At 40.7% G+C, this 23,442-nt stretch carries 22 protein-coding genes; 13 read left to right on the top strand and 9 right to left on the bottom strand.

Features of this window, described 5'->3' with window-relative positions:
• Nucleotides 1–11: 11 nt before the first annotated feature.
• The 8 genes from C6Y07_RS14420 to C6Y07_RS14380 all read left to right on the top strand — a co-directional run bounded on the left by C6Y07_RS14420 (nucleotide 12) and on the right by C6Y07_RS14380 (nucleotide 9,880).
• On the top strand, nucleotides 12–569 hold the full coding sequence (locus C6Y07_RS14420; RefSeq protein WP_034663739.1) for a glycerol-3-phosphate responsive antiterminator: 558 nt from the start codon (nucleotides 12–14) through the stop codon (nucleotides 567–569).
• 214 nt (nucleotides 570–783) lie between these two features.
• On the top strand, nucleotides 784–1,599 hold the full coding sequence (locus tag C6Y07_RS14415) for an MIP/aquaporin family protein (RefSeq protein WP_106156934.1): 816 nt from the start codon (nucleotides 784–786) through the stop codon (nucleotides 1,597–1,599).
• A gap of 15 nt (nucleotides 1,600–1,614) precedes the next feature.
• The gene (glpK, locus tag C6Y07_RS14410) at nucleotides 1,615–3,111 is read left to right on the top strand and encodes a glycerol kinase GlpK (RefSeq protein ID WP_060595850.1); all 1,497 of its coding nucleotides are present in this window, start codon (nucleotides 1,615–1,617) and stop codon (nucleotides 3,109–3,111) included.
• A gap of 139 nt (nucleotides 3,112–3,250) precedes the next feature.
• Nucleotides 3,251–4,912: a glycerol-3-phosphate dehydrogenase gene (gene glpD, locus C6Y07_RS14405; protein WP_106156932.1), complete on the top strand. Its 1,662-nt coding sequence runs from the start codon at nucleotides 3,251–3,253 to the stop codon at nucleotides 4,910–4,912.
• A gap of 142 nt (nucleotides 4,913–5,054) precedes the next feature.
• Nucleotides 5,055–6,800, top strand: a complete 1,746-nt coding sequence (locus tag C6Y07_RS14400; RefSeq protein WP_066031108.1) for a phospho-sugar mutase — start codon at nucleotides 5,055–5,057, stop codon at nucleotides 6,798–6,800.
• A 151-nt stretch (nucleotides 6,801–6,951) separates the two neighbouring features.
• Nucleotides 6,952–8,097, top strand: coding sequence for a GAF domain-containing sensor histidine kinase (locus C6Y07_RS14395; RefSeq protein WP_106156931.1), 1,146 nt, complete (start codon nucleotides 6,952–6,954; stop codon nucleotides 8,095–8,097).
• The gene (locus C6Y07_RS14390) at nucleotides 8,094–8,744 is read left to right on the top strand and encodes a response regulator (protein ID WP_106156929.1); all 651 of its coding nucleotides are present in this window, start codon (nucleotides 8,094–8,096) and stop codon (nucleotides 8,742–8,744) included. The genes C6Y07_RS14395 and C6Y07_RS14390 overlap by 4 nt, the downstream gene beginning before the upstream one ends.
• A gap of 251 nt (nucleotides 8,745–8,995) precedes the next feature.
• A complete protein-coding gene (locus C6Y07_RS14380) occupies nucleotides 8,996–9,880 on the top strand; it encodes a GNAT family N-acetyltransferase (protein ID WP_060595855.1) in 885 nt (294 codons plus the stop codon).
• Nucleotides 9,881–9,915: 35 nt separating this feature from the next.
• Here C6Y07_RS14380 and C6Y07_RS14375 read toward each other — a convergent pair whose 3' ends face one another.
• On the bottom strand, nucleotides 9,916–10,164 hold the full coding sequence (locus C6Y07_RS14375; RefSeq protein ID WP_024426598.1) for a YhdB family protein: 249 nt from the start codon (nucleotides 10,162–10,164) through the stop codon (nucleotides 9,916–9,918).
• Between the two features lie 128 nt (nucleotides 10,165–10,292).
• Here C6Y07_RS14375 and C6Y07_RS14370 point away from each other — a divergent pair, with 128 nt between their 5' ends.
• Complete coding sequence (locus C6Y07_RS14370; RefSeq protein WP_060595857.1) at nucleotides 10,293–10,676, top strand: YqzG/YhdC family protein; 384 nt, start codon at nucleotides 10,293–10,295, stop codon at nucleotides 10,674–10,676.
• Nucleotides 10,677–10,914: 238 nt separating this feature from the next.
• On the opposite strand, the gene C6Y07_RS14365 is transcribed toward C6Y07_RS14370, so the two are convergent.
• Together C6Y07_RS14365 and C6Y07_RS14360 are read right to left on the bottom strand one after the other, a co-directional pair.
• The gene (locus tag C6Y07_RS14365) at nucleotides 10,915–12,390 is read right to left on the bottom strand and encodes a catalase (RefSeq protein ID WP_066031106.1); all 1,476 of its coding nucleotides are present in this window, start codon (nucleotides 12,388–12,390) and stop codon (nucleotides 10,915–10,917) included.
• Between the two features lie 159 nt (nucleotides 12,391–12,549).
• Nucleotides 12,550–12,981, bottom strand: a complete 432-nt coding sequence (locus tag C6Y07_RS14360; protein WP_034663719.1) for an Rrf2 family transcriptional regulator — start codon at nucleotides 12,979–12,981, stop codon at nucleotides 12,550–12,552.
• Between the two features lie 184 nt (nucleotides 12,982–13,165).
• Here C6Y07_RS14360 and C6Y07_RS14355 point away from each other — a divergent pair, with 184 nt between their 5' ends.
• Together C6Y07_RS14355 and C6Y07_RS14350 are read left to right on the top strand one after the other, a co-directional pair.
• Complete coding sequence (locus C6Y07_RS14355; RefSeq protein ID WP_106156927.1) at nucleotides 13,166–14,365, top strand: globin domain-containing protein; 1,200 nt, start codon at nucleotides 13,166–13,168, stop codon at nucleotides 14,363–14,365.
• A 67-nt stretch (nucleotides 14,366–14,432) separates the two neighbouring features.
• On the top strand, nucleotides 14,433–15,857 hold the full coding sequence (locus tag C6Y07_RS14350) for a SpoVR family protein (RefSeq protein WP_374955730.1): 1,425 nt from the start codon (nucleotides 14,433–14,435) through the stop codon (nucleotides 15,855–15,857).
• Nucleotides 15,858–15,906: 49 nt separating this feature from the next.
• On the opposite strand, the gene C6Y07_RS14345 is transcribed toward C6Y07_RS14350, so the two are convergent.
• On the bottom strand, nucleotides 15,907–17,271 hold the full coding sequence (locus C6Y07_RS14345) for an alkaline phosphatase (protein ID WP_106036602.1): 1,365 nt from the start codon (nucleotides 17,269–17,271) through the stop codon (nucleotides 15,907–15,909).
• A gap of 353 nt (nucleotides 17,272–17,624) precedes the next feature.
• Here C6Y07_RS14345 and C6Y07_RS14340 point away from each other — a divergent pair, with 353 nt between their 5' ends.
• Nucleotides 17,625–18,458: a C40 family peptidase gene (locus tag C6Y07_RS14340; protein WP_034663692.1), complete on the top strand. Its 834-nt coding sequence runs from the start codon at nucleotides 17,625–17,627 to the stop codon at nucleotides 18,456–18,458.
• Between the two features lie 140 nt (nucleotides 18,459–18,598).
• On the opposite strand, the gene C6Y07_RS14335 is transcribed toward C6Y07_RS14340, so the two are convergent.
• Genes C6Y07_RS14335 through C6Y07_RS14325 form a run of 3 tightly spaced genes read right to left on the bottom strand, consistent with a single transcriptional unit; the run spans nucleotide 18,599 to nucleotide 20,419 of the window.
• Nucleotides 18,599–18,889, bottom strand: a complete 291-nt coding sequence (locus C6Y07_RS14335; RefSeq protein WP_034663689.1) for a hypothetical protein — start codon at nucleotides 18,887–18,889, stop codon at nucleotides 18,599–18,601.
• Nucleotides 18,877–19,935, bottom strand: a complete 1,059-nt coding sequence (locus tag C6Y07_RS14330; protein WP_034663685.1) for an anti-sigma factor — start codon at nucleotides 19,933–19,935, stop codon at nucleotides 18,877–18,879. The genes C6Y07_RS14335 and C6Y07_RS14330 overlap by 13 nt, the downstream gene beginning before the upstream one ends.
• Nucleotides 19,928–20,419: a sigma-70 family RNA polymerase sigma factor gene (locus tag C6Y07_RS14325; RefSeq protein ID WP_003211938.1), complete on the bottom strand. Its 492-nt coding sequence runs from the start codon at nucleotides 20,417–20,419 to the stop codon at nucleotides 19,928–19,930. The genes C6Y07_RS14330 and C6Y07_RS14325 overlap by 8 nt, the downstream gene beginning before the upstream one ends.
• Before the next feature lie 372 nt (nucleotides 20,420–20,791).
• Here C6Y07_RS14325 and C6Y07_RS14320 point away from each other — a divergent pair, with 372 nt between their 5' ends.
• Nucleotides 20,792–21,394: a lysophospholipid acyltransferase family protein gene (locus tag C6Y07_RS14320; RefSeq protein WP_034663683.1), complete on the top strand. Its 603-nt coding sequence runs from the start codon at nucleotides 20,792–20,794 to the stop codon at nucleotides 21,392–21,394.
• A 40-nt stretch (nucleotides 21,395–21,434) separates the two neighbouring features.
• On the opposite strand, the gene C6Y07_RS14315 is transcribed toward C6Y07_RS14320, so the two are convergent.
• Nucleotides 21,435–22,766 (bottom strand): hemolysin family protein, encoded by a 1,332-nt coding sequence (locus C6Y07_RS14315; protein WP_012009419.1) that lies wholly within the window; start codon nucleotides 22,764–22,766, stop codon nucleotides 21,435–21,437.
• A 58-nt stretch (nucleotides 22,767–22,824) separates the two neighbouring features.
• A complete protein-coding gene (locus C6Y07_RS14310) occupies nucleotides 22,825–23,265 on the bottom strand; it encodes a MerR family transcriptional regulator (RefSeq protein ID WP_034620022.1) in 441 nt (146 codons plus the stop codon).
• Nucleotides 23,266–23,442 lie beyond the last annotated feature (177 nt).

Here is a 23,442-nt window from a genome sequence, read left to right as displayed (position 1 = left end):
GGAGACGGCATATGAGTTTTCATGATCAACCTATTCTACCTGCTGTTCGCAATATGAAGCAATTTGAGGAATTTTTAAAAAGTCCATTTACATATGGTGTCTTACTTGATGTTCACTTAGGCCGGCTAAAGGGCATCATGAATGAGGCAAATGCTCATCACAAAAAAATGTTTGTCCATGTCGATCTCATTCACGGGATTAAACATGATGAGTATGGAACGGAATTTATTTGTCAGGAAATGAAGCCTGCAGGAATTATTTCTACTAGGTCTTCTGTCATAGTAAAAGCTAAGCAAAAAAAGGTATATGCCATTCAGCGAATGTTTTTACTTGATACGAGTGCCATGGAAAAAAGCATGGAGTTCGTCGGGAAACATCGTCCAGATTTTATTGAAGTGTTGCCGGGAGTCGTACCAGATTTAATTACAGAAGTGCGCGAGCGAGCTGGGATCCCAATATTTGCAGGCGGATTTATCCGTACAAAAGAAGATGTAGAAAGAGCGCTTGAAGCAGGGGCTACAGCTGTGACGACCTCGAATACCACCCTTTGGAAAGCGTTCCAAAAGTGAAAAAGATAAAATGTGAATATTTATTGACAACGTTTTCATCCTCTGATACTATTGCACTAAGTTAATATCATGTGATGGAGAAACGGAGATCCACAACAGCGCTTTACTAGGTGACAAATGACCCTGATGTAAAGTATGTTTGTTGTGGATCTTTTTCTTTATCTTTTCTACACATTCATAGGGGATGGCAACTGAACCAGAGGAGGAATTTTTCATGACACCATTTTGGGGAGAAGTCGTAGGTACAATGCTGCTCATCATTTTTGGAGACGGTGTGTGTGCGGCAGTTAATTTAAAGAAATCGCTCGCATATCAATCCGGATGGATTGTAATCGCTTTCGGATGGGGATTTGCAGTGGCCATTGCAGCTTATGCAACGGGTGGAATCAGTGGAGCGCATTTAAATCCCGCACTAACAATTGGGCTTGCGCTAGAAGGAAGTTTTCCTTGGGCTGATGTTCCAATGTATATTATTGGTCAAATGCTTGGCGCATTAATAGGGGCTATTATCGTCTTTTTACATTACTTACCGCACTGGAAAGCAACTGATGATCCAGGTGCAAAGCTAGGTGTATTCTCAACTGGTCCTGCGATTCCGCATACTTTTGCAAACGTACTTAGTGAAGTCATCGGTACATTTGTATTGGTTCTAGGAATCTTAGCGATTGGTGCAAATAAATTTGCAGACGGAGTCAATCCGCTGATTGTTGGTTTCTTAATTGTTGCAATTGGTCTTTCTTTAGGTGGAACAACTGGTTATGCAATTAACCCTGCACGTGATTTAGGTCCGAGAATTGCACATGCGATCCTGCCGATTCCAGGGAAAGGCCCATCGAATTGGAAATATGCTTGGGTGCCAGTTATTGGTCCAATTTTAGGCGGCGCATTTGGCGGTGTTTTCTACAATGCAGCCTTTAAAGCGAACGTCACTCCAGCCTTTTGGATTGTAAGCGTTATTTTAGTTGTGGTATTGTTAGGACTCTATGTCTCTACGAAAAACCAAACAAATGCTGTAAATGAAAGTATGTAAGGGGAGGAAAACATCATGACAAAAGAAAAATATATTCTTGCATTAGATCAAGGGACCACAAGCTCAAGAGCAATCTTATTTGATCAAGAAGGCAAAATTGCACATACAGCTCAGAAGGAATTTAATCAATATTTTCCGAACCCAGGCTGGGTAGAACACAATGCAAATGAAATTTGGAGCTCTGTTCTATCGGTCATTTCAACAGCTTTAATTGAATCAGGAATTGAAGCAGACCAAATCGCTGGTATCGGAATTACGAACCAGCGTGAGACAGCTGTTGTTTGGGATAAACATACAGGCGCACCTATTTACAATGCAATTGTTTGGCAGTCAAGACAAACGTCTGGCATTTGTGAAGATTTAAAAGCGCAAGGACACAATGAAACGTTTAGAAATAAAACAGGTCTTCTCATCGATGCTTATTTCTCAGGTACAAAGGTCAAATGGATTTTAGACAATGTAGAAGGTGCCCGTGAGAAAGCAGAAAATGGCGACTTACTGTTTGGCACAATCGATACTTGGCTTATTTGGAAGATGACAGGCGGTAAATCACACGTCACAGATTATTCCAATGCGTCAAGAACGTTAATGTTCAACATTTACGATCTGAAATGGGATGAAGAATTACTTGATATCCTTGGCGTACCTGCATCTATGCTTCCGGAGGTGAAACCATCTTCACACATTTATGGTGAAACAACAGACTATCACTTCTTCGGCAGAAATATTCCGATTGCAGGAGCGGCGGGAGATCAGCAGGCTGCTTTATTCGGTCAGGCTTGCTTTGAAGAAGGAATGGCGAAGAACACATATGGTACAGGATGTTTCATGTTGATGAATACAGGGGAAAAAGCCATTAAGTCGGATCATGGTTTATTAACGACGATTGCATGGGGCATTGACGGCAAAGTTGAATATGCTTTAGAAGGAAGTATTTTCGTTGCTGGCTCAGCGATTCAGTGGCTGCGTGACGGACTGAGAATGTTTAAAGACTCGAAAGACAGCGAAGCATATGCAGAGCGCGTTGAGTCAACAGAGGGCGTATATGTCGTTCCGGCATTCGTTGGTCTAGGCACACCATACTGGGATAGTGATGTCAGAGGCGCTGTTTTCGGGTTAACACGCGGTACTTCTAAAGAGCACTTTGTCCGAGCAACGTTAGAATCACTTGCTTATCAAACGAAAGATGTGTTAGATGCGATGGAAAAGGATTCAAACATTTCATTAAAAACATTGCGCGTTGATGGCGGAGCTGTGAAGAATGATTTCTTAATGGGCTTCCAAAGTGATCTGTTGGATGTGCCTGTAGAGCGTCCAGAAATTAATGAAACGACGGCACTCGGTGCGGCCTATCTTGCGGGAATAGCAGTTGGCTTCTGGAACGACCGTTCAGACATTGCAAAACAATGGAACCTTGACAAGCGCTTTGACCCTAAGATGGAAGAGGACAGCCGTGACTCGTTATACAGCGGGTGGAAAAAGGCTGTAAAAGCAGCTCAAGCTTTCAAATAAACCAAAAGTATGGTATACTTCAAGTAAGTTAATAGAACGGTTGGAGAACTGGAGAGACCGCAGGCACCGAAGTGTAGAAATACGCTTTGGGTGTTTGCGGTCTCTTTTTCTTTACCGTACAACATGGGAGGAACAAGAGATGACTTTTTCTAGCTTAGAAAGGGAACAAATGCTGCAGGAAATGACAAAAAAACCATATGATGTGTTTATCATTGGCGGGGGTATTACAGGCGCTGGTACAGCACTTGATGCGGCTTCACGCGGGATGCGCGTTGGTCTTGCAGAAATGCAGGATTTCGCAGCAGGTACGTCTAGCCGCTCAACGAAACTAGTGCACGGTGGACTTCGTTATTTAAAACAATTCGAAGTGAAGATGGTCGCAGAGGTCGGTAAAGAGCGTGCCATTGTATACGAAAACGGTCCTCATGTGACAACACCAGAATGGATGCTTCTTCCGATGCATAAAGGCGGGACATTCGGTAAGTTTTCAACATCCATTGGGCTTAGAGTGTATGACTTTTTAGCTGGTGTAAAGCATAGCGAACGCAGAAGCATGCTAAGTGCGAAGGAAACACTTGCAAAAGAACCGCTTGTGAAAAAGGACGGCTTAAAAGGCGGCGGCTACTATGTTGAATACCGTACAGATGATGCACGCCTGACAATCGAAGTCATGAAAGAGGCTGTGAAATTCGGGGCAGAAGCAGTCAACTATGCGAAAGTAAAAGAATTTATTTATGATAAAGGCAAAGTTGTCGGTGTTGTCATTGAAGATGTCATGACGCAGAAAACCTACGATGTGTATGCGAAGAAAATCGTCAATGCGACAGGTCCATGGGTCGATCAGCTAAGAGACAAGGATCACTCAAAAGAAGGGAAGCACTTACAGCATACAAAAGGTATTCACTTAGTATTCGACCAATCAGTCTTCCCATTAAAACAAGCGATCTACTTTGACACACCTGATAAACGTATGGTCTTTGCGATTCCAAGAGAAGGCAAAACGTACGTTGGAACAACAGATACAGTGTACAAAAAGCAGCTGGAACATCCGCGTATGACAAAAGCAGATCGTGATTATGTCATCAAAGCGATTCAATACATGTTCCCTGATCTCAATATTACAGAAAAAGATGTTGAATCTAACTGGGCTGGTCTTCGTCCACTCATTCATGAAGAGGGCAAAGACCCTTCAGAAATTTCTCGTAAGGATGAAGTATGGACATCATCTTCAGGCTTAATTACCATTGCTGGCGGTAAATTAACAGGCTACCGCAAAATGGCTGAGCACATTGTGAATCTCGTACGTGATGGACTGAAAGAAGAAACGGGCAAAGACTTCGGGCCATGTAAAACAAAGCATATGCCAATTTCAGGCGGTCATGTAGGCGGGTCTAAAAATATGGCATCCTTAGTCCAAGCGAAAACAGCAGAAGGAGTATCTGTTGGTTTAACAGAACCGATTGCTCAAAAACTCGCTGAAAAATATGGCTCAAACGTCAGCAGTCTCTTCAAGCGTGTAGAGCAGCTTCAAGGTGAAGCAGACAAACGAAACATTCCAGCGTATGTACTGGCAGAGCTTGTCTATGCAATCGAAGAAGAATTAGCTGTTACCCCTGTTGATTTCTTCTTAAGAAGAACAGGAAGCCTATTATTTAATATCAACTGGGCGAAAAAATATGCACAGCCTGTCGTTGACTATATGGCAGAGCGTTTTGGCTGGGATGAAGCAGCAAAACAGAAACATCAAACAGAATTAGATCAACTATTCCATGAAGCAGTTGTACCACTTGATGCTGAATAAAAGAAAAGCCGATCATGTATCGGCTTTTTTATTTGTTCAGCATTTTCTTCATCTGCCAATGATATAGCATGACATAAAGGATGATTCCATATAAAATAACAGTAGATGTATTTTATTGATGATAAGAGCTGGGAGGACGACCATGAGTTGGAAGACGAATTATGAGCGATGGATCAATGAGAAGCACCTGGATACTGAGCTAAGGGAATGGCTGGAGGCACATCAAGATGATCAATTAGCACTTGAAGACTGTTTCTACAAAAACCTTGAGTTCGGCACTGGAGGAATGCGCGGAGAGATTGGTGCCGGCACGAACCGAATGAATGTGTACACGGTTCGTAAAGCATCTGCAGGCCTTGCTGCGTATATTGCGAAACATGGAGAGGATGCAAAAAGAAGAGGCGTCGCCATTGCATATGATTCACGCCATAAATCGCCTGAATTTGCGATGGAAGCAGCCAAAACTCTTGCTTCACAGGGCATTCAAACATACGTATTTGACGAACTGCGTCCAACACCAGAGCTCTCCTTTGCTGTTCGAGAGCTGAATGCATTTGCTGGGATTGTCGTGACAGCAAGTCATAATCCACCAGAATATAATGGCTATAAAGTATATGGAGAAGACGGCGGACAGCTGCCTCCACTTCAAGCAGATCAAGTCATTCAAGAAGTAGATGCAATAGAAAATGAACTGTCGATTTCAGTTGATTCAGAAGAAACGTTAAAACAACAAGGGCTGATCAAGATGATCGGAGAAGAAATCGATCATGCGTATATTGAAAAATTAAAAACCATCAGTGTCCACCCTGAGCTGGCAGGTGAGGTCGATGTCAAAGTCGTTTTTACCCCGCTTCATGGTACGGCCAACCAGCCTGTCCGAAAAGGGCTTCAGGCTTTAGGCTATCAGCATGTGACCGTTGTGCCTGAACAGGAAAAACCAGATCCGCAATTTTCAACAGTGACATCGCCAAATCCAGAGGAGCATGCAGCATTTGAGTATGCCATCAAGCTTGGCGAAAAGCAGAATGCTGATATCCTCATTGCAACAGACCCAGATGCGGATAGGTTAGGCATTGCGGTCAGAGATCATGATGGAGAGTTTACCGTCTTAACAGGCAACCAAACAGGAGCCCTGCTGCTCCATTATTTATTGTCTGAAAAACAAAAGCTTGGTCAGCTGCCGCCTCGTCCCGTTGTGATGAAAACGATTGTCACAAGTGAGCTTGGGCGTGCTGTTGCTTCAGCATTTGGTGCCCATACAATTGACACGCTTACTGGTTTTAAATTTATTGGAGAAAAAATCAAGCAATTCGAAGAGAGCGGAGAATACACGTTTCAATTCGGGTACGAAGAAAGCTATGGCTATTTGATCGGTGACTTTGCCCGAGATAAAGATGCGGTGCAAGCGGCGCTGTTAGCTGTCGAAGTCGCTGCTTTCTATAAAAAACAAGGCAAGTCCTTGTACGACGCGCTTGTCGATATGTTCAAGGAGTTTGGATTTTACCGGGAAGGGTTAAAGTCGTTAACCTTAAAAGGAAAAGAAGGAGCAGAGCAAATTTCAGCGATCCTTCATACCTTTAGAACAAATCCACCAGCTGCTATCGCGGGTCAGCGCATCACTGTCATCGAGGATTACCAATCAAGTCAAAGACACCTCGTTGCCGAAAAGAAAGAAGAAACCATTCACCTGCCAGCTTCAAACGTGCTGAAATATTTCCTTGAGGATGGCTCGTGGTTCTGCTTAAGACCTTCCGGCACTGAGCCTAAAGTGAAATTTTATATTGCAGTCAAAGGTACATCTTTAACAGATAGCGAAGAAAAGCTGAAGCATCTGTCAGAAGAAGTGATGAAAGTCGTTTATGAGATTGTGGAAGAAACAGCTAAATAAACAAACAAGGCCATCGTGTGAATGCATGATGGCTTTTTCTCAGTCAAAAGGATGAGAAAAAATCATCCTTTTAGCGAAAGAACCGGCAGAATGCTCATGATATAATGAGCGTAATGAAAAGAGAAGGCAGCAAATGCCGGGGGTAAACAGTATGGGAGAATATCAAGAGAAGGTTGAAACATTAAAAACGTTAAAAGAAATTGCTGAAAAGCTAAATGAAGGCACGGAAATGAAAGATACGCTTCATGAAGTGCTCCATATGCTGATGGATGTCACAGGCTTTCATTCAGCATGGATTTATTTTATAGAAAAAGACGGTTCGTACGAATTGATGGCAGAGGTCTCCTTACCCGAAGCGCTGGCAAAGCATCAAAAACAGCTCATGTGCCAAAACGATTGCTATTGCATCAATCGATACACAAAAGGTTCACTTCAATCTGCCACAAACATTATGAATTGTAAACGCATCGAAACGGCGATGAAAAAGCAGCTTGGGGATACTGAAGGAATTACGCATCATGCGACGGTTCCCCTCAAAGCATGTAAGCGTACGTTCGGATTATTGAATGTGGCGGCAAAAGGAAAAGTCACATTTACGCAAGAAGAATTGAACTTGCTTGAAAGCATTGCGCTTCAAATTGGTACCGCCATTCAACGGATGAAGCTTGTGCAAAACGAACATCAACATGCTCTTTTGGAAGAAAGAAACCGGCTTGCACAGGACTTACATGATTCCGTCAACCAGATGCTATTTTCAGTCAGTCTGACTGCTAAAGCTGCCCGTCAAATGACTAATGATCAAAATCTAGGGGAAATGATTGATTTTATTCAGCATTTGTCACAAGATGCACTGGTTGAAATGCGGTCACTCATTTGGCAGCTAAGGCCAAGAGGACTTGAAAAAGGATTCACTACAGGAATTCAAGAGTATGCAAAGCTTTTAGGATTACGCTGTACATTATCGTTATCAGGCTGTATGGAGATGGATCATTCGCAGCATGAAACGTTGTTTCGGGTATGCCAAGAAGCGCTGAATAATTGTCAAAAACATGCGGGAGTAGAGGAAGTTAAGGTCCAGCTTGAACAATCAAAAGACACGTTTGAGATGAAAATCATTGACCGCGGAAAAGGGTTTCAGTATGACGAGCAAATGAGCCTCCCTTCACTTGGTCTGAAAGGCATGTCTGACCGTATCAAAAGAGCTGGTGGAACATTTTGTATAGAGTCTGAGCTCGGTAAAGGAACCACCATTCAAGTGAAGGTGCCATTTTCTCAAGAAAGGAAGGAGTCGTCATGAGAGTCGTGATTGCAGATGATCATCATATTGTGAGAAAAGGGCTTGTGTTTTTCTTGCAGACACAGCCTGACGTCGAAATCGTTGGTGAGGCTTCTAATGGAGAAGAAGCATTAGAAGTTGTCAGACAAACGCGGCCTGACATCGTTCTAATGGATCTATCGATGCCTGTGATGAATGGTATTGAAGCCACGAAACAAATGATGCTGGAAATGCCCGATACCCGCATTGTGATTCTGACAAGCTATGCGGATAAAGATTATGTTATTCCCGCTATTCAAGCAGGGGCAAAAGCCTATCAGCTCAAGGATGTAGCGCCAGAAAAGCTCCTTACGACAATGATTGACGTACAAAAGGGCACCTATCAATTAGATGCTCATATCACCAACTTTCTTGTGCAGCATTTGACTGAGTCAAAAGAGCAAAAATGGAAGTTAATGAAAGAGCTGACCAATAGAGAGCGAGATGTCTTATTCGAAATTGCAAAGGGGAAAAGCAATAAAGAAATTGCCTCATCACTGTTTATTTCTGAAAAGACTGTCAAAACACACGTATCTCATGTATTATCAAAACTAGAGCTGGCAGATCGTACACAAGCGGCTCTGTATGCAGTGGATTATCAAAAAAATCAGCCGAAAGAGCTGCTATGACAGAAGGGAATTTAGTCGTTATGCTAAAACTTTTAAGCGCACATTCAATTCAATGAATTGAATAAAAAAGAGCACAGATGTTGGTTTATTTGACGTGCCCTTTTGCGTAAAAAGAGAAGCATGTCCAGTCTAATTTCTAATAATGAAACGATAAAAGGCTTGATGAGTATATGCTCATCAAGTCTTTTTTTATTTTGAGGGAGGTGATGAACCGGCTGACTAAAGGTGAATTTAAAAAAGGAGGGAACAAAGTGGAGACATATGAATTAGTGAATGGTTATCGCCATGATGACAAATTGAAAGAAAGCTTTAATGCGTTAGCGATCAATACATTTGATTTGGATTTTAGTGACTGGTATAAAAGAGGGTACTGGGATGAAAAATATATTCCTTATTCCTTTGTCCATCACGGGAAAGTGATCTCAAACGCTTCCGTCTACCTCATGTCCCTGATCATTGATGGCCAAACGTATCGAGCTGTTCAAATTGGCACGGTGATGACGGATCAAGCCTACCGCCATAAAGGATTAGCGACAAAGTTAATGCAGCATATTATGGATACGTACGAAAATGACTATGATATGATTTTTCTTTTTGCCAATGAAACTGTACTGGATTTTTATCCAAGATTCGGCTTTACCCGTTACCACGAAAGCGAATTTAGTCTAAATATCGGCAAAAGCGCCATTCAAATGAAAAAGGACATGCGCAAAAAGCAGCTGACGTTGGAACATGACCTGCCATTACTTGAACAGTTCGCAGAAAAACGTCAAACGGGATCAATGAAATTAGATGCTGAAGACCATGGCAGCTTATTGATGTTTTATTTTACATTCGTTTGGCCGGATGCCATTTTCTATATTGAAGCGTTGGATACCATTGTCCTGATGAATGAAGAAAATGAAACCATACATGTCTTTGATATCATTTCTCTCCAGCCGCAAAATATAGAGGAAGTTGTTGCACATATTGTGAATGAAACGACGGAAAAAGTGATATTCTATTTTACACCTGATACGTCAATTGACGGCTTACATGTGGTTATGGCGCCAAATGACGAGGATGCGCTGTTTATTTATACAAAAAAAGAATGGGTAAAAGACCACTTTATGCTTCCAATCACTGCGCACTGCTAAGTGTATGTAAAAAGGCTGATAATCAGCCTTTTTCTTTATGTGTACATCGGTTGTGAATAAACTTCAGATGCAGCAGCCTCTGAAGCATGGTCAATGTACTGCAGGAGCCCATATAAACATTTTTCAACATCAGCATCGTTCCGGTTAAATTGATACGCGTGTAAGAAATGCTCAATACGTTTCGAGAGCAAGTCATCTTGCGTACGTACCATAAGAATAAGTAAATTATCCCATTGCGAGCGATGCGTATAATAAAGTGCTTTATCATAATCCGCCACATTCATCAAACCTTCTCCTTTCCCTTGAGAAGTCCTCATTAGTTTGCTCGGAACATATCGACATTTTCAGGGGAAAAGTTGGTGTCCGCATTAATCATGTACCGGGAATTTTAGGCTGAATAAATGCTTCATGTATGAAAAAGGATCGACCAGCAAAACATAAACAAAATATACATGAAAGTGAGATCAATGATATTATGCAGCCGAAATGGTGGATGCCTTTTGCAGCAGGAATGGTTTTGTATGGCATTTTCATGATCCATCCTGCAGCAAATGCAGCGATGCAGCCTGTTGAAAATTGGGAAAGACTTGCGTACACAGCGTTGCAAGAGGAATATGAAGGCGCCGCTTTAAACGATTATCAATATATTGGGCGTACACAAGTAAATGAAGATCAGACAAAAGATGTGTTTCGCGTCACCGTGAAGGAAGGCTCAACGCTTTTTGCCGCACATGCAGAAATCTATTTTCACCCGGTGACCGGTCATTTGATTAGTATTAACGTATTCCGGCTATAAAAAAAGCACCTCTAATAAAGAGGTGCTCCAGCGTGTAGACAAACCCTCGCATTCGGTGTCAGTCCTTGCGTGCCGGTGCTCACGAATGTCAAATTCGCTCCGCACCAGTACTCGTCCTTCCTAGACTGCAAAGGTTTTCTATCACGCTGAAAAGAAGACAAAGGGCCAAAATAAAGCTCATTTTAGCCCTTTGTCAATCTGAAGCACCTCTAATAAAGAGGTGCTCATTACGGATCAATTATTTCATGCTTCCTTGAAGGTATGAGCGAATATCCACACCAAGTGAATCGGCTAATCGTTGTCCGTAGTCTTCGTCTGCACGATAGAAGTTGCAGATCGCAAGTAATTTTGTTTTGTCATTTACATCTTTCAGGTCAGCTGTTAGGTTTTTGATCAATGCTTGCTTCTCTTCTTCAGAGTAGCTTCGATATTTTTCCCCAGCTTGTTTGAAATCGTTCGGTTTTTCAATTTTTTGTCTCACCATACGGTCACCGTGAAGAACTTGCTCACTTTCTTTGTAGTGAGGATTTTCTTTTGGCTGATCATCGTAACGGTTTGGTTCATAGTTAATATGACCGCTTGGACGAGTCGTTGTCATAAAGCCATCCTGCTGATTATTGTGTACTGGTGCATAAGGACAGTTCACCGGAATGCGCATGTAGTTTGCACCAAGACGATGACGCTGCGTATCAGGATATGAGAACAGACGGCCTTGAAGCAGTTTATCTTCTGATGCTTCGATTCCTGGAACAAGTGCACTTGGCGTGAAAGCAGATTGCTCTGTTTCAGCAAAGAAGTTCTCAGGATTGCGGTTGAGTGTCATGCGTCCTACTTTTTGAAGCGGATAATCTTCCTCGCTCCATGTCTTTGTTGGATCACATGGATCATAGTCAAGGTCATCATAATCGCTAAGCGGCATCAGCTGGACATATAAGTCCCATGCTGGGTAATGGCCATTTTCAATGCGGTCATATAAGTCTCTTGTCGCATGCTGGAAATCATTCGCTTGGATTTCTGCTGCTTCTTCCATAGATAAATTGCGAATACCTTCTGAAGGTCTCCAGTGATATTTCACATATTTTGTTTCTCCATATTTGTTGACCCATCTAAATGTATGCACACCAGAACCGCGCATTTCAGCGTAACTCGCAGGGATTCCTTCATCAGAGAAGAGCCATGTGAGCATATGAGTTGATTCAGGTGTTAAGGTCATAAAATCCCAATAACGGTCAGGATCTTGGATATTGGTTACAGGATCTGGCTTGAGAGAGTGAACCATATCAGGGAATTTCAATGCATCACGTATAAAGAAGATCGGCAAGTTGTTACCAACTAGATCATAGTTACCTTCTTCTGTGTAAAATTTGACAGCAAAGCCGCGCGGGTCACGCAATGTTTCAGGTGAACCTTTAGGATGAATAACTGTTGAGAAGCGAACAAAAACGTCTGTCTGTTTTCCTTCTTCACTTAAGAAGTCAGCTTTTGTATGTTTCTCCATGCTATTTTCAACTTCAAACACACCATAAGCGCCGGCGCCTCTTGCATGAACGACACGCTCTGGAATACGTTCACGATCGAAGTGTGCAAGTTTTTCAATCAAATGGTAATCATCAAGAAATGTAGGTCCGCGGTGACCAGCTGTTCTTGAGTTTTGGTTATCGCCAACAGGCACGCCTTGATTCGTTGTCAAATTTTTATGATTTGAATTTGTCATTCTTTTCTCCTCCTGTAAACAAAAAAATGATTTCTAGTAATCTATATACCCTAATTATATTAAATCAAACCTGATAGTCAATATTTATTTATAATAATTTTAAATTAATTATTATTACAAGAAGGTAAAGAAAAAGACGAAAGAAAAGAATTCTTTCGCCTAAAGGAGGAGCTCTCTAAGAGCATCTTTGTTTTGAGTTAAATCTTTTAATGTGTATTGATCAAGAACGCGTAAGTAAGCAGTAAGTGCTTCATGAAGTACATGCTTTAATGAACAAATCGGAGAGATGATACAGCTGTTTTTCTTTGAATCAAAGCATTCAACCATGACTAAATCATCCTCAGTATAACGGACAACTTCTCCAATATTAATGCTTTCTGGGCTTTTCCCAAGCCTAATCCCGCCATTTCTTCCACGGATCGTTTCCACATACCCGCGTTTTCCAAGATGATAAATCACCTTAGTCAGATGATTTTTAGAAATGCCATAAACATCGGCGATCTGCTGAATATTTGACAGTTCATTGTTTTCTCTTGATGCTAAATAAATGAGTACTCTTAATGAGAAATCTGTATAATTCGTTAGTTTCATTTTGACGACCTCTAAACCTGATAGAGTTTTGTATCATCGTAACACATTTTAGACAAAAACTGTTCGAGAAAGTGTTAAATGTGACAACATTTAAAACATGTATTATAAATATTGCTTTTATAAGCTGTCATCCATTACGATAAAGATGTATTTAAAATACACCTTTTTGAAAGAAGGAATGACGATGTTATCTAAAGATCAAATGAATGCCATTAAACAATCAGCCCCTCTATTAAAAGCTGAGGGAACCAAACTTGTGACTGTTTTTTATCAAAATATGATTCGGCAGCACCCAGAACTACTCAATCAATTTAATAAAACAAACCTCATGAACGGAAGTCAGCCAGAGGCGCTTGCTGCGACACTATATCAAGCAGCACTGCACATCGATCGATTAGAAGAATTACTTCCTGCGGTCAAACAGATTGCCCATAAGCATGTCAGTGTGATGGTCAAAAAAGAGCAATATCCAATCGTCGGATATCACCTCATTGAAGCGATGAAAGAAGTGTTTGGTTTAACGGAAAAAGATGACACGCTTTTAGCTTGGAAGGCCGCATATGACATTATTGCAAATATTTTTATCACGATTGAAGCAGAAATGATGGAGGAGAATGTAAAGCAAACTGGCGGATGGGCAGATGTGAAGCCGTTTGTGATTAAGAAAAAGGTACAGGAATCTCCATCGCTGATCTCCTTTTACTTAGTACCAGAAGATGAATCAGAGCTGCCAATGTATGAAGCAGGCCAATATGTTACGGTACAGGCAGATATGCCGGGTGAAGCTTATATGTGCAGCAGACAATATAGCTTATCTGATCAGCATCATCCTTCTTATTACCGCATTACAGTAAAGCGTGATGGTCATGTGTCTACATTTTTGCATGATGAAATGGAAGAAGGGGACGTTCTTCAAGTGAGTATGCCGCAGGGAATGTTCTGTTTGCAAGAAGACACTAAAGAGCCTGTTTATTTTATTAGTGCTGGTTCTGGTGTCACACCAATGATCGGTTTAATGAAAACAGCAGCGCAAAACAGCCAGCCGTTTACAATGATTCATGCAGATCGATTAGAGGATGTAACTGCTTTTGAAAATGAATTTGAAAGCGTTCTAGCTGCAGCTTCTCATGGTCGCATCATCTTATGTAATGAACAATTTGTACAGCCTGGTAAGGGTGAGCTTGTTGAAAAGGCAGCTTCCCGCATTGACCGTCCATTCCTTCAATCAGTGATTGGAGAAGGGAAAGGCCAATTTTATCTATGCGGTTCCCCGGTGTTTACACAGGAGATGATTCATATGCTAAAAGAGCTGGGAATTCCAGAACAGAATATTCATTTCGAGTCATTCGGCGGGCAATCCACGAAAGAAATGGAAGTCGTCTAAACGAATGGCGGAACATCATGTTTTTTTAGGTGCGCTCATATAGTAGGGATAAGTCCGATGAGGAGGGATGGTTTCCTTGAGCGTATCTGAAAAACGTCTTTTACAAAGAGCCATTGATGAAATTACAGAAATTGCAGATGGATTTGGTCTAGATTTTTATCCGATGAGGTATGAAATCTGTCCCGCGGAAATTATTTATACGTTCGGTGCATACGGAATGCCAACACGATTCAGCCACTGGAGCTTTGGGAAGCAATTTCATAAAATGAAGCTTCATTATGATTTAGGGTTAAGCAAAATTTATGAGCTGGTCATCAATTCAAATCCTTGCTACGCCTTTCTACTTGATAACAACACGCTTGTTCAAAATAAATTAATTGTGGCTCATGTACTGGCACACTGTGATTTCTTCAAAAATAATTGCCGTTTCCAAAACACAAAACGAGACATGGTAGAAAGCATGTCAGCAGCGGCAGAGCGGATCAAAGAATATGAGCATCTTCATGGAACAAAAGAAGTGGAATCCTTTTTAGACGCCGTATTGGCTCTGCAGGAGCATATTGATCCGTCTCTTGTTCGTTCAAAACTAAGCTGGAATATGGACGATGAAGAAGAATGTGAAGATGATAAACCAAAACGTCAGACGCCGTATGATGATTTGTGGGGAATGGATGAGCCGAAGACGCATGAGAAAAAGAAAATCGTCAAGCAATTTCCACCAAAGCCAGAAAAAGATATTTTGCTCTTTATTGAGGCGCACTCCCGGGAGCTAGAGCCGTGGCAGCGGGACGTCCTCACCATGCTGAGGGAGGAAATGCTCTATTTTTGGCCGCAGCTGGAAACAAAGATTATGAATGAAGGCTGGGCATCGTATTGGCATCAGCGGATTATGCGTGAGCTTGATTTAGATTCAAGTGAATCGATTGAGTTTGCCAAATTAAATGCAGGCGTGGTGCAGCCATCTAAAACAGGCATCAATCCTTACTATTTAGGTCTGAAGATTTTTGAAGATATCGAAGAGCGCTATGACAACCCATGTGAAGAATTAAAAAAAGCAGGGGTGACAGAAGGATCGGGCCGCAGCAAAATGTTTGAAGTCAGGGAAATTGAATCAGATATTTCCTTTATTCGAAATTACTTAACAAAAGACCTTGTGATGAGAGAAGATTTGTACTTGTTTCAAAAACAAGGGAGAGACTATAAAGTCATCGATAAAGAATGGAAGGCTGTTCGTGATCAGCTAGTCAGCATGAGGGTCAATGGCGGCTTTCCTTATTTGACCGTGATGGATGGCGACTATTTAAAAAACAATGAACTCTATATTAAACATTGGTATGAAGGCATTGAACTAGATCTGAAATACTTAGAAAAAGTACTCCCTTATTTGCATCAGCTATGGGGAAGAAGTGTGCATATCGAATCAGTTCTTGAAGGAAAAGAAGTCATGTTTTCGTATGATGGAAAAGGGGTTCATAGGAAATATCTCGCTTAAAAAAGACCAAAAAAAGATGTCTCTTAGCAGACATCTTTTTTTGCCCGTTTTATTGGTTTTTCAGCAGTTTGAAAATGTGTTTTGCTTGATCGGTGTTTTCCATCAGACCTTTTAGCTTTTGGCTTGTTGGGCCATATGCAAAGAATGGAACTTCATCACCCGTATGACCTGATGTTGTCCAGCCTGTATGTGATCTCATGTTGATCACTTCTTCAATCGCATCATCAATTTTAACAGCATCCTTTGTTTCAGAAGCCTTTTGAATGGAGGCTATTTCTTCTTTTGTAAATTCAAGATCGATATATTGTTTCAGCGCTGATTCAACAGGCATGCCGCTGACAATTTTGTTTGCAATAAAGTCAGGCGTCTTTTTCGCTGCTTTTACCGGTTTGTAATCCCAGCTGCCCGAGCCGTCTGCTCCGAAGGAAAGTCCGCCAGTTGAATGATCGGCAGTGGTGATGACTAACGTATTTTTATCCTTTTTTGCAAAACGAATGGCTTCTTCAAATGCTTTTTCAAAATCCTTCATTTCACTCATTGCACTGACAATATCATGATCATGTCCAGCCCAGTCAATTTGGCTGCCTTCAACCATAAGGAAAAATCCTTTTTTGTTTTTAGACAGCTGTTTAATGGCTGAGGACGTCATGTCTTGCAGGGAAGGGGTCTTTTTATCACGATCAATCGCTTTATCAAGACCACCGTCAGCAAAAATGCCTAGCACCTTTTGATTTTTGTTTTTTTGTAAGGCATCTTTATTGGTGACATAATCATATCCGGCTTGCTTGAATTCTTTCGTCAAATCACGATCCTTCCGGACAAAATCGACAAGACCTCCGCCAAGCATGACATCGACTGTATGCTGTTTTCCGATTTTTTCATCGAAGAAATCATCAGCGATGGCTGCTGTGTTTTTTCTCGATACATCGTGAGCCGCATACGCAGCAGGAGTGGCATTTGTTAATTCAGAGGTCACGACAAGACCTGTAGATTTTCCCTTCCGTTTTGCTTCTTCTAGAACTGTTTTTAATTTTTTGCCGTTTTTATTTACACCGATCGCATTGTTGTAAGTCTTTTTACCAGTTGCCATAGCTGTACCAGCTGCGGCAGAATCGGTGATATTGCTTTTAGAGTCGTTAGGGTATGTTTTGTGCATGCCAGTGAGGTAAGGGTCAAACGCTGTTTGTTTTGAAAGGTCTCCGTTGTGTTTAAATGAACGGTAAGTTGAAAGATAAGGTGTTCCCATGCCATCCCCGATCAGCACGATCACATTTTGCACGTCATTTTTTGGCTTCTTTTTAGCCTCTGCTTTGTCAGCCTGTCCAAATTCAATCCCTGAAAAAATGCCAATCGATAGCACAGATGCTGCCGCTACTGCAGCGATTTTCGTTTTCGAGCTTTTCAACACACTCATTCATTTTGCCTCCTCATTGTTTATGTATCGCTCTTACGTTTACAATGGTAGAGCAGAATTGTGGATTCCCATTTACAGGATCGTAAAGTTCACTTTAAAATTGTAAAGGTCCACTTTACATAGAATGGACCAAAAAGAGAAATGAATGTATCATTTATCCATGACAAGATGCGTTTATTTTGTCATGATTGTGTAATGAAAATGAAATATAAAGAACCCTAAAAAAAAATAAATTTTGCCGAATTAATAAGCATAATGTCGTAGGAAGTCAAGACTATTTCTTCTGGTATTTGATCCTTATAATAGTAAGTAGATAAAATTCGGATCACGATAGATACATACAGGAGGAACAAATGAAAAAACAATTGATCACAGCTGCAAGTGCAGTTCTACTTGGGACGACATTATTTGCCGGAGCTGCCTCAGCACAATCAGTAAAAGTTCAAAAAGGTGACTCTCTTTCTGTTCTAGCGAAAAAATACAAAACAAGTGTGAGCAAGATTAAATCAGATAATAAGCTGAAATCTAACACGATTTATGTTGGACAAACTTTAAAAGTAAATGGTACTTCCTCAAAAAAAACTACGAAAACATCAAAAACAACAACAAAAGTAAAAGCGGCGTCAGCGACAGCTACTCATAAAGTTGTTAAAGGTGATACATTATCTAAAATCGGCAAAAAGTACGGCATGACTGTAAAAGAGCTGAAATCGTTAAATAAACTCAAAACAAACCTGATCAAAATTGGGCAAAAGCTAAAGGTCAAAAAGACATCTAAAAAAGTGAAGACAACACCTGTTAAAGAAAAAACAGTTTCTGCTTCTTCTTTAAACACGTCTAAGCTTGTAGCAGATGCTAAAGCGCACAATGGCACACCATATAGATGGGGTGGAACGACACCAAAAGGCTTTGATTGCAGCGGATTTATGTGGTATATCATTAACAAACAAAAAAAGATTTCAAGACAAACAACTGAAGGTTTCTGGGGATCAATGAAAAGCGTATCAACACCAAAGGTTGGCGATTTTGTGTTCTTTACAACATATAAATCGGGTCCATCTCACATGGGTGTCTACATTGGGAACAACAAGTTTATTCATGCTGCTTCTGATGGTGTGACGATCAGTAATATGAATTCAAGCTACTGGAAGCCGATTTACCTTGGAGCGAAAACATTTGTGAACTAATTTATTCTAAGAGACTGCTTATGAAGCAGTCTTTTTTTATTTGCGCTGTAGACTTACCGTTGGGTATATTTAAGAAAACACCAAAAAGCCAGTGCTGCTTGGCGTTAGTCAAGTAACACTGGCTATTCATCTAATGAGATTTAAAAACCTAATTGAAGATCGACATCGATCGATACGATGGTGTAGACACAAACAATAACAAAGATATTCAGTACGACACCAAGGAACCCTGGGCCCGTACGGCCTTTTTTAATGAACAGTTCAATAATGCCAAATGGAACTGCGGCCATTGCAAAAGGAAGCATCTGAAAAGAATAAAATGTCACGTTGCTGATAATGGCGAGGTTCAGCATGAGCAGGGATAATATCGCTGTACCGACGGAAATCCAGCCAAATACATTATGCTCTTTAAAAATTCTTACCAATTCCATAATTCCACCTCGCTCACTTTTGCCGTTTTAATGCGTTTTGTCTTCACAAATTTCTCGATTTCTTTCGAAGGACCTGTGATCACAGAGCCATAAATCGTGACACCATTTTGGTTGATATAGCGTATTCGGTTTGACAGATCCAGTTCAGGTCTGCCAGAGATCGTTTTTGCCCAGGTTGGGTGCTGATCGACATAAGCAAGGGCATCTTTAAATTGATCTACCTCTGTTTTTGATGTGTGCTGAAGCTCTTTTAAGAATTCAGAGTCTTTCCCAGGGAAGCCGATTGGCCGCTGATTCCCGCTTAATGAATCCTCTGTTTTAATCGCATTCCAGAGCACTTTCATATCATATTTTTTAGCAAAGGAATAAACGTCCTTTGGTGTATAAGCTTTGTCATAGGATACATACACTTCACTGACTGTTCCTTCAGGAAGCTTGTCTAAAGTAGTGAGTGTTTGTTTTTTTGATGCATCTGGCTGCGCCGAAGGATGGGTAAAGAAATCCTCCGTATCGCGTGCGCTGTCACCATAATAAGAGATGGTAGGCTGCTTTAATTTATCGAAAAACATCTCGATTTGTTCACTGCCAATGGCTTCTGTTTTATTGCCAATTTGTTTTTGCAGCTTCAATTCGGTGTTCATCCCAAAAAGCTTGACTTGGCCTTTTAAATCCTTCATATCAATCGCCACGTTTGGTTTCGTCAAAGCGACGGTGACAGCGGCTGTTTCCATGAAGTGATTCCCTTTGCTCTCTGCTCCGCCCACACCGTAGTATAGATAACTTCCTAATGTACAAAGTGGTAAAATAATGAGTGTCGATATGACAGCAAGCACGGAAATACGTAAATAAGACTTTCTTTTTCCGTATTGTAAGATGGCTTTTTGCTTTTCAGGACTGATGGAAAAATCTGTCCAATCCGAGTCGTTCAGTTCCTGACTTAAGCGTTTTTCGTTTTCTTCAAGTTCTTCTTCAAACGCCATCATTTCTTCCTCGTTCATCTCACCATTATTATATTGTTCCCATCGCTTGTTAAACTCTTCATTCATCATTAACACCTCTGTTGTAAAGTGCTTTTAGGCGCTGCCTTGCACGAAATAAAACACTTTTAAAATTTGCTTCAGTAATATTCATGACCTTGGATGCTTCCTTGTAGTTCAGTTCTTTTAAATAATACAATGTCAACGCTTCCTTGTAGTTATCTGGAAGCTGCTCCAAATACATGTTGAGGACTTCTTTTATTTCAACCTGTTCAGCAGGGCTTTGTACAGACGTTTGTAAAAGGCCGCCAATTAGATCATCCGATATGGTCACTTCTTTTTTATGTTTCCTGACATAATCAATAAAAGCATTTCGTGCCACCTGAAATAACCAAGGTTTCACTTTGCTATGGTCGTAGGAATGAATATGTATATAAGCACGCATAAAAGTTTCCTGCAATAAGTCTTCTGCCAAATGTTTGTCTTTTGTCATGGAGAGCAGAAACCTGTAAACATCGTTCATATACATTTGATAAATTTCATCGATCGTCACTGATTTTTCTCCCCTCTATGTTATACACGCATAAGAAAGGCATAAAGTTGCACGAAACTTCTCAATACCGTACATTACTCATCTCTTTCGCCGAATCAAAATCATTTCTCCTTATCATAGCGAAATTTACGCCATTTATAAAGCATTTTCAATAGAACAAATCAGGAAAAAACCTTAAAAAACGACAAAATTGGACACAATTCCTCTTCTATTCTCTCCTAAAACCATGGACCTGGATACAGAAAGAACGGTGATTCTTAACGAAAAATGATGTGATGGTTTGGCTGTTTAATGAAATTTTTAGTACCAGGTAATAAAAAATTTGTTATAATAGAAACAAATCCTTCATTCTTCAAACAAAGGAAGTGCACTATGTATAAATTTTCAGGCTATACCATCAAAGTATTATTTTCTCTCCGAGGCGGAATCAAAGTATATCAAAAAGAGAATCTGCCAACGGATCGGGGGTTTGTCATTGCATGTACACATGAGGGTTTTGTGGATGTTCTTGCATTAGGCGCAGGGATTCTTCCGTTTGAGATCCACTACATGTCGAAAAAAGAATTGTTTGCAAATAAATGGATCGGTGGATTTTTAAAGAAGATTCATGCCTTTCCAGTTGATCGAGAGAATCCTGGGCCAAGCAGTATTAAAACGCCCATTAAATTATTAAAAGAGGGGAAGATCGTTGGGATTTTTCCAAGCGGAACACGTACAACAGAGGATGTACCTTTAAAAAGAGGTGCGGTCACCATTGCCCAGCTCGGTAAAGCGCCAATCGTTCCAGCAGCGTACAAAGGACCGTCCAATGCGAAAAGTCTTTTCAAAAAGGGGAAAATGCGCTTAATTATCGGTGAACCGATTGAGCAGTCAGAATTTGAGCATCTGCCGCCAAAAGAACGGTTAGGTGCCATGACGGAAGTATTAAACACGAGAATTAAAGAACTTGAAGCTCAATTAATGGAAAAGGCATAAGAAAAACGACCGCTTGCTTTGGCAAGGGTCGTTTTTTTTCTTAAGAAGCGCCTTCTTCAGCGGCTTCTGCTAATTGTTCATTTAACTTTTTGACTTCGATATATACCACATGGTGTCCATCGACTTCATTAATGATAAATTCATAGCCTTGTTCACGAATGGTGTCATTTTTCTCAACTTCATATTTCTGTGTAAGGAACCATCCGCCGATCGTATCGACCTCTTCGTTATCAAGCTGTGTACCTAAGAGCAGGTTGACTTGGTCAACTAGAACCTTTCCATCAAAGATGTAATGGTCTTCTCCAAGTTTACGCACTTCGTTGATTTCATCAATATCGAATTCATCACGAATTTCACCGACGATTTCTTCAAGGATGTCTTCTACAGTCACAAGACCTGCTGTACCGCCGTATTCATCTGATAAAATCGCCATGTGTACACGTTCACGCTGCATTTTGAGCAATAAATCATGTACAGGAACTGTTTCAATCACATGAATAATCGGGTTGACAAACTTTTCGATTGTATCACTTGTAGAACACTCACCGCTAATGCAGGCAGTGAGAACCTCTTTAATGTTCAGAACACCAATCATGTTATCTTTATCGCCATCTTCAATTGGATAACGTGTATATTTTTCTACCTTGGTCACCTTCAGCATTTCCTCAATGGTAATATCATGAGGGAAGCTGACAACTTCGGTACGAGGAATCATAATTTCTTTCGCCAGACGGTCATCAAATTCAAAAATTTTATTTACATATTTGAATTCAGACTGGTTAATTTCGCCGCTTTTATAGCTCTCTGATAAAATAATCCGCAATTCTTCTTCAGAGTGCGCCATGTCATGCTCAGAAACTTGCTGAAGACCGAACGCTTTTGTTAACAAACGAGCAGATCCATTTAATACCCAGATAAACGGGAACATCACTTTGTAAAAAATCATGAGCGGTCTAGCAAAAAGAAGAGATACTTGCTCCGCCTTTTGAATGGCGAGTGTTTTTGGTGCAAGTTCTCCAACCACAACGTGTAAAAACGTCATAATACTAAACGCAATAATAAAAGTGACAATAGAACTAGCTGATTGAGGAATGGACAGCTCTACAAATAGTGGAGCAAGCATGTGCGCAATTGTTTCTTCCCCTAACCAACCAATACCAAGGGCGGTAATGGTAATACCGAGCTGACAGGCCGACAGATACTCATCAAGGTGAGTCGTGACATGCTTGACAGCAACTGCTGTTTTATTACCTTCTGCGATTAACTGATCAATTCTTGAGCTTCTTAAGCGAATGATCGCAAACTCTGATGCTACGAAAAATGCGGTTAAAGCTATAAGCAAAGCAACTATAAGTAAATTAACTATGTCCAATTAAGGCCTTCGTTCTGACTTTGAGAACGAAGGTAACACCTCCTGTTTAGTAAAAATTTTAACTTAACAGCAGTAAAAATGATTGGACAGCCGTCATCTTTTCAGGTGTAAGCTGCTCTTTTAATTTTTCACGTTGTTCTGGCTGAAGCTGCTTACAACGTACCAAAATGCGGTCCATATGCTCGTTCATCCGATCGATATCAGAGGTTAAATGGACAAGTTCATCAGGATCTTCCTTTTGAGAAGGGAATTGTTCATCTAATCTGGATTTGATGTCAGAAAGAGCCAATCTCTGCTGTTTGCAAAGAACGATTAATTGTAATCGTTTTAAAGCATGTTCATCGTAATAACGATAATTTGAGCAAGATCTAACAGGCGCAAGCAAACCTAGATTTGTATAATAATCTACAGTTCGTTTCGTCACCTGTGCAATCTGTGCTAGTTCACCAATACGATACTTTTTCTCAGCCCCATCTGAACATCTCCTCCTAACCGTCACGTTATAGTTTATGAAAATAGTTTAATATAATTCGAGTCTGAAATACAAGTTAATTGTTCATATTTCCTGCCGATATGAACATTAGAGAGGGATTTCTCAGTCTAGATTGTCCTGTCAAATTTAACATGGTGATACAGGAATTTTCAGATTATTTATGGTAAGATAAAATGAATACCG

Origin of the sequence: Bacillus sp. LNXM12-1, assembly GCF_003004375.1 — a bacterium.
Lineage (GTDB): Bacteria > Bacillota > Bacilli > Bacillales > Bacillaceae > Bacillus.
Note: the sequence above shows the minus strand (reverse complement) of the source record. Positions and strands in the feature narration are given on the sequence as shown.

Excerpts from the sequence above, each read along its gene's own strand:
- C6Y07_RS14420 (WP_034663739.1), top strand. The coding sequence starts at position 12 with ATGAGTTTTCATGATCAACCTATTCTACCTGCTGTTCGCAATATGAAG.
- C6Y07_RS14415 (WP_106156934.1), top strand. The coding sequence starts at position 784 with ATGACACCATTTTGGGGAGAAGTCGTAGGTACAATGCTGCTCATCATT.
- glpK (WP_060595850.1), top strand. The coding sequence starts at position 1,615 with ATGACAAAAGAAAAATATATTCTTGCATTAGATCAAGGGACCACAAGC.
- glpD (WP_106156932.1), top strand. The coding sequence starts at position 3,251 with ATGACTTTTTCTAGCTTAGAAAGGGAACAAATGCTGCAGGAAATGACA.
- C6Y07_RS14400 (WP_066031108.1), top strand. The coding sequence starts at position 5,055 with ATGAGTTGGAAGACGAATTATGAGCGATGGATCAATGAGAAGCACCTG.
- C6Y07_RS14395 (WP_106156931.1), top strand. The coding sequence starts at position 6,952 with ATGGGAGAATATCAAGAGAAGGTTGAAACATTAAAAACGTTAAAAGAA.
- C6Y07_RS14390 (WP_106156929.1), top strand. The coding sequence starts at position 8,094 with ATGAGAGTCGTGATTGCAGATGATCATCATATTGTGAGAAAAGGGCTT.
- C6Y07_RS14375 (WP_024426598.1), bottom strand. The coding sequence starts at position 10,164 with ATGAATGTGGCGGATTATGATAAAGCACTTTATTATACGCATCGCTCG.
- C6Y07_RS14370 (WP_060595857.1), top strand. The coding sequence starts at position 10,293 with ATGAAAAAGGATCGACCAGCAAAACATAAACAAAATATACATGAAAGT.
- C6Y07_RS14365 (WP_066031106.1), bottom strand. The coding sequence starts at position 12,390 with ATGACAAATTCAAATCATAAAAATTTGACAACGAATCAAGGCGTGCCT.
- C6Y07_RS14360 (WP_034663719.1), bottom strand. The coding sequence starts at position 12,981 with ATGAAACTAACGAATTATACAGATTTCTCATTAAGAGTACTCATTTAT.
- C6Y07_RS14355 (WP_106156927.1), top strand. The coding sequence starts at position 13,166 with ATGTTATCTAAAGATCAAATGAATGCCATTAAACAATCAGCCCCTCTA.
- C6Y07_RS14350 (WP_374955730.1), top strand. The coding sequence starts at position 14,433 with ATGGTTTCCTTGAGCGTATCTGAAAAACGTCTTTTACAAAGAGCCATT.
- C6Y07_RS14345 (WP_106036602.1), bottom strand. The coding sequence starts at position 17,271 with ATGAGTGTGTTGAAAAGCTCGAAAACGAAAATCGCTGCAGTAGCGGCA.
- C6Y07_RS14340 (WP_034663692.1), top strand. The coding sequence starts at position 17,625 with ATGAAAAAACAATTGATCACAGCTGCAAGTGCAGTTCTACTTGGGACG.
- C6Y07_RS14335 (WP_034663689.1), bottom strand. The coding sequence starts at position 18,889 with ATGGAATTGGTAAGAATTTTTAAAGAGCATAATGTATTTGGCTGGATT.
- C6Y07_RS14330 (WP_034663685.1), bottom strand. The coding sequence starts at position 19,935 with ATGAATGAAGAGTTTAACAAGCGATGGGAACAATATAATAATGGTGAG.
- C6Y07_RS14320 (WP_034663683.1), top strand. The coding sequence starts at position 20,792 with ATGTATAAATTTTCAGGCTATACCATCAAAGTATTATTTTCTCTCCGA.